Genomic DNA, 11,193 nt, shown 5'->3' on the forward strand with positions numbered 1-11,193 from the left:
GATATTGAGCATGATTTTAGTGCCTTAAAGAGAGCCAGAATGTATGCTCCTTCAAATACACCCTTAGATGAAATCATCCGTGATTATTGTGTATCTTAATGTCTCATTCTTAAGTTAAATGACTATAATTGAATGGAAACGTTACTCGGCGTTAAGAGTTCGGAGCAAAGAGCTTGGTCCCCACTCGCTGGGGATATTAATTGAATGGAAACAGGTATGAATACTTCTAAAAAACCACTTAAATTAGAGGTGTCCCCACTCGCTGGGGATATTAATTGAATGGAAACAATATTATTTGCATCTTTCTTATATTCCCCCGCTAGAGTCCCCACTCGCTGGGGATATTAATTGAATGGAAACATTTAAATTCAGAGAAAAAGCACATAAAACAAGTAGTCCCCACTCGCTGGGGATATTAATTGAATGGAAACTCCCTTCCTCGTCTTTGTGATCTTTGTAGAGCGTGGAGTCCCCACTCGCTGGGGATATTAATTGAATGGAAACCTCCCACGGTATAACCATTTAAAATCAAATGGCTATACGTCCCCACTCGCTGGGGATATTAATTGAATGGAAACTGAAGGAGATCAATGATGTCAAGCATTCTTTTAAGGTCCCCACTCGCTGGGGATATTAATTGAATGGAAACACATTAGAATTGTTTCCTTTGAAGAGTTGTTTTCGTTACCCAAAGTCCCCACTCGCTGGGGATATTAATTGAATGGAAACGTAAAGCTAAAAAAGCTTGCACCTTGTTGATATTTAGACAATTTCAAAATAAAAAAATTTCTGGAACTCCTAACTCCCTCACGAAAAGACTTTTTCAGGAAACTCTATTTCTCCTGATTTGACAAAGAGAACTTGTGAAGATTTTAACCATTGAGAGTCAAAAGCACCCAAATGAGTAGTAGTAATTAAAGTCTGAAACCGATCTTGAATAGCATCAAGTAATTGATTTTGACGGGATAAATCTAATTCTGCTAAAACATCATCTAATAAAAGTAAAGGAGCTTCATTAACGACTTCTTCAATTAATTGTAATTCTGCTAATTTTAAAGCTAAAACTAAAGTACGTTGTTGACCTTGAGAACCATATTGACGAGCAGGAGTTTGATTAATAATTAATTCTAACTCATCCCTGTGGGGTCCAACAAGGGTAGTACCTCGGTGTAATTCAATAACAGAACGTTGTTGAATTTTCCCGAAAAAAGATTGTGTAATATCTTCATTATCATCTTTTTTTAGTGGCACATTAGGAGAATAATTAATTTCCAGAATTTCTGTACTGCCACTAATACTAGCGTGCCATTTGGCAGCGATAGGTGTTAATCTTTGAATAGCTCTGTTGCGTCTTCTAATTACCTTTGTGCCGGCGTTAACTAACTGTGCATCCCAGATAGCTAATTCTTTCTCCTGACTGCTGACTCCTGACTCCTGACTTCTTTTTAAGAAAGCATTGCGCTGTCGTAATACTTGGTTATATTGATGTAAAATATGGGCATAAACTGGTTCAAGTTGCATCAAAAGAGTATCTAACCAATTACGACGAACTTCAGGACTACCCCGCACTAATTCTAAATCTAAACTAGAAAATTCTACAGCATTTAAAACACCAAGAAAATCCATTTGTCTGCGGACTATTTCACTATTTATAGCTACACTACGGCGGCCATTTCTGCGTAAAGTTAAAGTTAAATCACTTATTCCTGAGCTTCTTTCTAAGGTAGCATTAATTTGAGCGATATCTTCACCATCTTTAATTAAATCACGATCTTTTGCCATACGGTGCGATCGCAATGTAGCTAACAACTCTACCGCCTCCAATAAATTAGATTTTCCCTGAGCATTGTTACCCACTAAAATAGTTTTAGGGGCAGTAAAATCTATTTTTTGCTCTTGGTAATTACGATAATTTCTTAGGTGTATATTTTTAAGATACATATTTAAGCATTAAGGAGTCAGGAGTCAGGAGTCAGGAGTCAGGAGTCAGGAGTCAGGAGAAAAATCATCAAATTTTGACTATTTACTATATTCTCTTATTTAGGAATTAGTAAAAAATTTGTTCAGCAAACCATTTTAGTCATTTAAACATAGTAATAGGTAATATTGATTGATTATTACCAATTAGCAATTACCTATTACCAATTACCTATTACCAATTACCAATCAAACATTCTTCTTGCCCATAACGCGGAAGAAAATCTTTTCTCCTTCAATCCAAACAAACATCAAGGCACTGAAACCAATGCAAATTAGTAACTCATTAAAAGGCAGGTAATGAGTACCAAAAAAGGCTCGCAGAGGTGGAACATAAACCAGCATTAACTGTAAAATCGTAGTGGCAACAACAGCCCCCAATACGAATTTATTAGAAAGAGGATTCATTTCAATTGTTAGCTGATTGTTAGAACGAATAGCGATCGCATGACCCATTTGGGCGAGACATAAAGTAGTAAAGACCATTGTCTTCCAGCGTTCGGGATTTAGACCTTCTCCGGTAGCTATTTGGACGTGAGAATAAGCCCATTGCATGAGAATAATTGTAATAATCGCAAATACAATCCCAATCCGCACCATGTAAGCACCCAAACCCCTGGCAAAAATACTTTCACGGGGACTAAAAGGCGGACGTTGCATCACATCTGGTTCTGGGGGTTCGACCGCTAAAGCTAAAGCTGGTAAACCATCTGTCACCAAGTTCATCCAGAGAATTTGCAAAGGTGAGAGGGGAACACCACCCAAACCTAAAAGTGGTGCTGAAGCAATGGTGAGAACTTCACCGATATTACTGCCGAGAATGTATTTGATAAACCGCCGAATATTGGTATAAACAACTCTACCTTCTTTCGTAGCTGCGACAATGGTGGCAAAGTTATCATCTAACAGCACCATATCGCTGGCTTCTTTACTGACATCTGTACCTGTGATACCCATAGCGATACCAATATCAGCTTGTTTGAGGGCGGGTGCATCGTTAACGCCGTCTCCAGTCATGGCCACAAATCTACCACGACGTTGCAAGGCTTGAACAATTCGCAGTTTGTGTTCTGGGGAGACTCTAGCATAAATACTGACTAAATCGACTTGTTCCTCAATTTCCTGGTCACTCATGCGCTGTAATTCTTGACCTGTGAGAACTCTAGCATCAGCATCAGCTATACCCAAGTCAAGAGCGATCGCCCTAGCTGTTAATTGATGATCACCGGTAATCATAATGGGACGAATACCAGCTTGACGACATTCTGCCACAGCCGCCCGTACTTCGGGGCGTGGAGCATCCAACATTCCCACTAAACCCAACCACACCAAATCATTTTCAGAAGTGTCTTCTGAAGCTTCTGGGGGTATTTCCGTTAAAGGTTTATAAGCAAAACCCAACACCCGCAAACCTTGAGAAGCCATTTGGTCATTAGCAGCCAGAATTTGGGCGTGTTGTTCTTCATCAATAGGAATAGAGCGATCGCCTAAATAAATGTGTGTGCAACGAGCTAAAGTTAATTCTGGTGAACCCTTAGTAAACATTAAATACTGTTTTGAGTCCACAAAACCAGCTATTACCGGATCAACCCCAGTCATCCCCGGATCACCAGTGGCCACTGCTTCCACTTGAGAAATAACACTCATGCGTTTTCTTTCAGAAGAAAAGGGAAACTCAGACACACGGGGTAACTTACTATTCCATTGATCTTTTTCAATACCAGCTTTACCCGCCAAAGTCATCAAAGCGCCTTCGGTGGGGTCGCCTAAAATTGCCCATTCTCCGGCTTCTTTTTGCAGTACCGAGTCATTACACACAGCACAAGCAACCAACAGGGCGGATATTTCTGGATGTTCTTCTAAATCAGCTTTTTGTCCATCTAACTGAAAATCACCAACAGGAGCATAACCTTCTCCTGTCACCCTAAAAGTTTTTTGATTGGTGTAGACTGACTGCACCACCATTTTATTTTGAGTTAAAGTCCCGGTTTTATCAGAACAGATGGTAGTTACAGAACCGAGAGTTTCCACGGCTGGAAGTTTACGAATTAAAGCATGATGGCGCACCATACGCTGAGTTCCCAAAGCCAGAGTTACAGTAATAACCGCAGGTAAACCTTCTGGAACTACCGCCACCGCCATACTCAGAGAAACTTCTACCAACTCTTGTAAATTTTTCCAGCCTATTCCCTTCACTAAATCATGGATCAGACCACCACCGACAACTAGAGCAACCAGCACCAAAGAACCAGATACCAACACATTACCCAGTTGAGTCATGCGTTGTTGTAGGGGAGTAGGTTCACTCTCCACCGACTGTAACATGGTGGCAATTTTGCCCAGTTCCGTTGTCATGCCGGTATTGGTAACAAGCACCTTAGCCCGGCCTTGAACAACTTCAGTACCTTGAAAAACCAAATTAATGCGATCGCCGAGTGACGTATCTTCTGGTAATGTAAGTATGGCTTGCTTATTGACAGCTTCAGCTTCACCAGTAAGTGCTGACTCTCGGACTTGCAAATTAGACTGTTCTATTAAGCGTCCATCAGCAGAAACCTGTACCCCCGCTTCCAGTAGCATCACATCCCCAGGTACAAGATCCTTACCCGCTACATCCGTCAGTTTACCATTACGGATCACGCGCACTGAGGGCGAAGAGAGTTTTTTCAAGGCCGCCAGAGCTTTTTCTGCACGGCTTTCCTGGACATAACCGAGAATGCCATTGAGAATTACAATTGCCATAATCGCAATTGTATCTTTAAATGGAACTTCACCAGGTTTTAATGTACCTTGTTGCAACGCCAAAAAATCTAAGAAACCAGAAATAAAAGCCACACCAATCAGCATCAATAACATAATGTTAGTGAACTGATCTAAGAGAATTTCCCAAGGGCTACGGCCACCCTGTTCTTCTAGTTCGTTGGGACCGTATTTTTGCAAACGTTGTTCAACTTCTTGGGGTGTTAAGCCGCTGTCTGCATTGCTATCAAGCAGTTCTAAAGCTTTATCAACCTCCAAACCATGCCAAACTGCGGCACTTTCAGGTAAAGAATGAGCAGACATCGTGTAGGTTACAGGAAATGGTTACAAAATTCGATCATAATTTAGTGATGGCAGGATTTCCATCAATCATGTATTAGGGATCGGGGACTGGGGACTGGGGAAGAAAATTTTAGATTTTAGATTTTAGATTTTAGATTTTAGATTGGAGTTAACCAAAATAATCCAAAATCCAAAATCCAAAATAAATAACTCCTGACTCCTGACTCCTGACTCCTGACTCCTGACTCCTGACTCCTGACTAATAACTAATGACTAATAACTAATAATATGAGTTTGACACTCCCTAGTTTGAATGTTAGCCAGATGTTTGGGCAAAAAACTATTCGACCGTTTACTGCTGCTACCCTGTATGGTATTGCTTTCATTAAAGATAAACTCATTGCTATTGACTCTATCAAAGGACATCTACTAGAGATTGACCCCATCTCTGATAACAGTAAAATTCTTAATCCCCACCAAGTTAAGGAATTTACAGATGTTACTGGTTTAGCTGTGTGGGAAGATACGCTGTGGGTCAGCCGTGGTAATAGCGTTTATTTGTGTAAGTTGGGTTCTTGGGGTTTGGAGCATTTTGTTACTTTACCTTATGCGGCTGATGGTGTTGCGGTTTGGGAATCTACTGTCTATGTTAGCTGCCAAAGACTAGGTTATATTCTGATTTTTGACCAAGATACACGCAAAGAGATTACTAGATTTTATGCCCCAGGGGTGGGGAGAGAAAATTTGGCAGTCAGCGCAGAAACTCTCTGGGTTTGCGATCGCACTGAGCAAACAGTTTACTCTATGGATCGGGCAACTGGAGAAGTTCGTTTTAGTGTCCTGACTTCTTTTGCTTCTCCTACAGGTATTGCTATCCACAGTCAGGATCAAACAACAGGTAAGGATCTGCTCTACGTTGCTTACTCTACAGAAGAGCCTTATATTCGTGATAATCCCAATGCTGATCCCAATCATGAGCTAACTTATCGGGATATCACTTTTATTCATCCTCTCTACTATCACTACAACCCAGATAAACGCTACGCCTTATCTAATGGTTATTTAGTGGAAATGTCATACATAGAGGAAATTTCACCCTTAGAAGAAGTTTATTTACCCAATGTGGAATGGCGTATTGCTCTCCCCTCAGAAACAGAACGCCAAAAGGTGAAACAAGTTGAAGCTATTGGTTTACCCTTCACAGAAGAAATTATTGAAGGACAACGGGTAGCTGTATTTAACTTTGATACTCTCGTTCCCGGTGAACGTCATCTATTTGGCTGGAAGGCACTTTTAGAAGTTCGCGGTATTAAGTATCGTATCACACCCAAAGATGTCGAAGATTTACCTGAACTGACACCAGAATTGCAAGGTCGCTATTTGATAGATGATGATGATTTAGCAATGGATACAACCATTGTCCGCCGTGCTGCTCGTGATGCTGTTGGTTCGGAAACCAATATGTTACGAAAAATGTATAATATCCGCAACTATGTCTATGATGAGTTATCCTATGGTATTAAACCCCACATAGATACACCAGACATAGTTTTAGAACGAGGCGTTGGTTCTTGTGGGGAATATGTAGGCGTATTGCTGGCTTTGTGTCGTTTGAATGGTATTCCTTGTCGGACTGTCGGCAGGTATAAATGCCCGCCCTACGGTGAACAACAGGGAGTTCCCCTACAACCTGACTTTAATCATGTTTGGCTAGAGTTTTACATTCCTAATTTTGGTTGGCTACCAATGGAATCTAATCCCGATGATATAGGTGATTATGGTCCTTATCCTACACGCTTCTTTATGGGTTTATGCTGGTATCATATTGAAATTGGCAAAGGTGTTTCCTTTGAAACTCTTACCAGTAATGGTGAAAGGCTAACCAAAGAAGAAATATCCATTGGCAATTTGGCGATTAACCATATTCGGTTTACAATTCTTAAAGAATTACCACCGATTTAATTTGGGACTTCAAAATTGAGAACTTGTATTTAGTAATGGGGTATCAGGTAGGAGCAGAATTAGCTCCTAACGCCCCTAGATACGGCTGATCTGCCTAAGTTAATCAAAAGTTTAAGGTTTAGGTAAAAAATTTTTATGTAGCCTTTAATGAAAATATCAGTAATTTTTCGGTTTAAGCTGTAAAATGGTGATATGAACTGCTCATCAGGAAATATGGAAAATAAACTTTATTTAACCATTGTTTGTTAAAACTGTATCAATCAAGTTCACACGCACCTATTGAAGTATGAAAATAACGAATCAAGTAATTTGTAAACGGTAATAAAAGGTGAAAAATTGGACAAGTTCTGAATCTGAAAAAACTGTGGAACAAACACCATCAGGAAAAGTGCATGGTGGTAAACGAGAATACCTGCACAACTACCACGACTGTTATCAAGAAGAACAGTTGATATATCAACATTTGCTGCATTTGGTACAAATGGAATCTCCAGAGCAAATGGTTGGACGTTTTCGCGCTCTTTTTGTGGAACGTGCAAATTATCCTGAACCAGAAATCATTCCAATTTTAGACAAAATTACCGCTTCTAAGCAAAAAAAAAATGAGTTTAACCTTTTCATTAATCGCTGTTGTCATATTTTAATTAATCGGTGGTATTTACAACCAAATTTGCATTATGCAATTGTGGATTTAATCAATTTGTTTGATTCACCATCTAATAGGTTGGGAATTAATTCTTTACGGATACGAGAAATTAGGCGTTTGCGGGAACTGATACAGATTTTTATTAATAGTGAGCAGTATGTAATCTTACGGCGATTTTTGCAATTAGTGAATCAAACTCCTAGAGTAAATAGTCGTGAAGAAAACCAGCCTTTGAGTAATTTAATTCGTCGCTATCCCTATTTATATGAACATTGTTTAATTAGTGAAGATTCTACTTTTGAACAACAAGAAACAGTGAGACATTTTCAAGCAGAGGTACAGAAAAAATTTGAAGTAGATTTATCACAATATATAACTTATAAAGTGCGTCGGATTCAGGTTTTAAGAAACGTTTCCCCAGCGGAAGCTAATCGGATATTACGCCCTGTTGATAATCCTACATTATTGAGTGATAAGGATCTCTACAGTACGGTAAAACAATTTATTGGTAAAACAGATAGTAACTATACTTATCAAGAGAGAGCGCAGCAATTCTTACAATACGTGAATCACAGGGGCAATAATTTCCATAATTTTAAGAAAGATTTACATCAGTATCTAATATCCTCCATTGATAGTAAATATGGTCAACGCCAATTTAATCAACGTTTGTCAAATCATTTACAAAATATATTACCGGATGCTGATGATAAAAAGATCAATGATTTTTTGGTGGTGAGAACTTGTAGCCAGTTATTAAACTTTTTAGTTGTTAATAGCCAAGCATCACCGCAACACTCAACTTTTTTAGATTTAATTAGTAATCAAGGTTCTCTAGAAACCATTGGCTTGTTACTAAAAGTGGTGTTAATTTGTAGTAAAGTAAAACCATATTTAGAAAAAAGATTTGGAATTTTATTTAATCATTATGAAAATGCAACTACAGATGTTATTGATTGGTTAGTAGCAACTTTAGAGCAATTAAATATTGCCATGAGTATTCATTTTGGTAATATTGATTTATCGTTTTTTAAGAGATTTTGTTAGAGGATGACAGGTGACAGTAAAAAGGCAGGATGTTTTAAATTACAAAATTATGAATTACGAATTATTGGCGTTGAATGTGATTTTTCCGGGTTAAATTGAGAAAAATCACAGATTGAGTTAAACGGACAAAATCTACAATGATAACCAGGGTTAGGTGGAAAGATTTTACTAAAGTTATTGCTTGTAGCTGCATAGTTTTGTAAATCAATTTGGTGTTTATTTGCTACATTAGCCAACTCAAATTCCAAAGATGCTAACTCATGATTATTAATAGTAATTAAATCAGATTTTTTACCAATTTCCAAATTATAAAATGATGCTACGGCAGTTTTCCCAGGATAAAGATAACGTGCAGCTAATAAATAAACTAAAGCTTGTCTTTGATCAAAATCTGACTTACCAGTTTTAAAATCTAAAATATGCAAAGTGCTATCAGACTCAATAAAAACACAGTCCATAGCTGCGTATAACCGAAAACAATAATTAGCTTTTTCAATGAAAATTGGTTTAGGAAAACCTTCATCACCAGGAGTTAATTGCAGAATGCGTTTATTTAACAGCAAAGGCGATTTTTGATATTTTTGTAAAATGTGCAGTACCCGTTGCTTGACTTGAAAAGTAAAATTACTTAATTTTAACAACTGGGCTACTTTTTCCACACCATCCGATTGAGTTAACCAATGGAGATGATGATGAAATTCATAGATACCCTTTTGGGCAAGCATACCAATCCGCTGTGGTGGTGTAGCTTGGGATAATAAAGCTTTTACCTCTGGTTCATGTTGTCGTGCTTTAATGAATCCCCTTCTCATTTGACAATGCCAATGTTCTTGGCCTCTTTTGGGGGAAACTAGGGACCAAAGGTGGTAACTTACAAAGGGTCTAGCAGGGATTGACATTGCTCAGGTACAGTGAGAGAAATTACCTTGGGGATACTTGCAGGATGGTGGTTGTTCCACAAGCTTTGCGGGATGCTTCCTCATAGTAGTGATAATGCACGGGAGAGAGTAGCAAAATGAGTAACCCTAACAATTCTGGTAAAATAAAATTCGGTACTGATGGCTGGCGTGGCATTATTGCCGATGATTTTACGTTTCCTAATGTGCGGAAAGTAACTAGGGCGATCGCTAGTTATCTGGAAACTGCCTATAGTAAAGACAGACCAGTTTTAATTGCCTACGATACAAGATTTTTGGCTGATGAGTTTGCACGGACATCTGCTGCGGTTTTGGCAGATTTAGGGTGGAATGTGAAAATTACGGATCGGGATTGTCCGACTCCTGTGATTGCCTACAATGCGAAACACCTTAATTCCGCAGGGGCTTTGATGTTTACTGCTAGTCATAATCCTGCACCTTATTGTGGGATTAAATATATCCCAGACTATGCTGGTCCTGCCACTCCAGAAATTACTGATACTATTGTGGCCAATATAGAAACGGCATCAGATGAGTTACCAGGAAGTAACCCATCGGGGACGATTTCTACTTTTGATCCGAAGCCCGATTATTTGCATTTTATCTACACATTGCTGGATGTGGAAAAAATTAAGGGTGCAAATTTAAAAGTTAAGTACGATGCTCTCTATTCTACATCTCGTGGCTATTTAGATGAGGTGCTGCAACATTGCGGTACTCAGTTGGAAAGTTTCCACACTTGGAGAGATGTACTTTTTGGCGGTGGTATGCCAGAACCCAAGGGTGAACAGCTGGTGGAGTTGGTGGAAGCTGTAAAAGCTGATAAAGCTGACTTGGGTTTAGCAACGGATGGAGATAGCGATCGCTTTGGGATCGTTGATGAACTAGGAAATGTTCTCACTCCCAATACAGTGCTGTTGGTTTTAGCAAGACATTTAATCAAAAACAAAGGTAAGAGTGGCGCGATAGTGAGAACTGTGGCGACTACTCATTTGCTGGATAATTTTGCGGCTAAATATGGCTTGCAAATTTATGAAACTGCGGTAGGTTTTAAATACATTGGTGAGAAAATGCGGGAAACCACTGTTTTAATCGGTGGTGAAGAGTCCGGTGGTTTGAGTGTTATTGGTCATATTCCCGAAAAGGATGGGGTTTTGGCTGATATGCTGGTGGCTGAGGCGATCGCCTATGAAGGTAAACCTTTAAGTGTGTTGGTTCAGGAAGCTATTGCTGAAGCTGATGGTCCTTTATATAACAACCGTTTGGATTTACACCTTACCGAATCTCACAAAAACGCTGTAATTGATGCTTATACCAAAAATCCTCCTTCCGAAGTAGCGGGAATTAAAGTGAAGGAAGTGGGAAGAAAGGATGGGATTAAACTGTATTTAGAAGAGGGTAGTTGGGTGTTATTGCGTCCTTCTGGTACAGAACCTTTGGTGAGAGTGTACATGGAAACCAACTCACCGGATAAACTGGGTCAAATTGCAGCGACAATGGAAGCTGAAATTGCTAAGTTAGGATAGGTGACTGGGGACTGGGGACTGGGGACTGGGGAAGAAAATTTTAGATTGTAGATTTTATGTTCTTTTCTTGTATTTT

The 11,193-nt window shown here is 39.2% G+C and carries 6 protein-coding genes, 1 pseudogene and 1 CRISPR repeat array; of the genes and pseudogenes, 4 read left to right on the plus strand and 3 right to left on the minus strand.

Annotated features, from left to right (window positions below; genetic code table 11):
- Positions 1–99: pseudogene (locus H5968_RS23420) on the plus strand (IS630 family transposase); the annotation flags it as partial.
- A 5-nt stretch (positions 100–104) separates the two neighbouring features.
- A CRISPR array of direct repeats spans positions 105–729; the repeat unit is 36 nt; unit sequence GTCCCCACTCGCTGGGGATATTAATTGAATGGAAAC.
- A 78-nt stretch (positions 730–807) separates the two neighbouring features.
- Here the strand turns inward: H5968_RS23420 and recF are convergent.
- Both recF and H5968_RS23430 read right to left on the minus strand, forming a co-directional pair.
- The gene (recF, locus tag H5968_RS23425; protein ID WP_187041858.1) at positions 808–1,941 is read right to left on the minus strand and encodes a DNA replication/repair protein RecF; all 1,134 of its coding nucleotides are present in this window, start codon (positions 1,939–1,941) and stop codon (positions 808–810) included.
- Between the two features lie 225 nt (positions 1,942–2,166).
- The gene (locus H5968_RS23430; protein WP_187041859.1) at positions 2,167–5,040 is read right to left on the minus strand and encodes a cation-translocating P-type ATPase; all 2,874 of its coding nucleotides are present in this window, start codon (positions 5,038–5,040) and stop codon (positions 2,167–2,169) included.
- A 267-nt stretch (positions 5,041–5,307) separates the two neighbouring features.
- Here H5968_RS23430 and H5968_RS23435 point away from each other — a divergent pair, with 267 nt between their 5' ends.
- Together H5968_RS23435 and H5968_RS23440 are read left to right on the plus strand one after the other, a co-directional pair.
- A complete protein-coding gene (locus H5968_RS23435; RefSeq protein ID WP_187041860.1) occupies positions 5,308–6,981 on the plus strand; it encodes a transglutaminase family protein in 1,674 nt (557 codons plus the stop codon).
- Between the two features lie 328 nt (positions 6,982–7,309).
- Positions 7,310–8,674 (plus strand): hypothetical protein, encoded by a 1,365-nt coding sequence (locus tag H5968_RS23440; RefSeq protein ID WP_187041861.1) that lies wholly within the window; start codon positions 7,310–7,312, stop codon positions 8,672–8,674.
- A 47-nt stretch (positions 8,675–8,721) separates the two neighbouring features.
- Here the strand turns inward: H5968_RS23440 and H5968_RS23445 are convergent, their stop codons facing one another.
- Positions 8,722–9,573, minus strand: coding sequence for a PD-(D/E)XK nuclease family protein (locus H5968_RS23445; protein WP_187041862.1), 852 nt, complete (start codon positions 9,571–9,573; stop codon positions 8,722–8,724).
- 116 nt (positions 9,574–9,689) lie between these two features.
- On the opposite strand from H5968_RS23445, the gene H5968_RS23450 reads away from it, so the two are divergent.
- The gene (locus H5968_RS23450; protein WP_187041863.1) at positions 9,690–11,117 is read left to right on the plus strand and encodes a phosphoglucomutase/phosphomannomutase family protein; all 1,428 of its coding nucleotides are present in this window, start codon (positions 9,690–9,692) and stop codon (positions 11,115–11,117) included.
- Positions 11,118–11,193 lie beyond the last annotated feature (76 nt).

The organism is Sphaerospermopsis sp. LEGE 00249 (assembly GCF_014299995.1).
Taxonomy (GTDB): Bacteria; Cyanobacteriota; Cyanobacteriia; order Cyanobacteriales; family Nostocaceae; genus Sphaerospermopsis; species Sphaerospermopsis kisseleviana.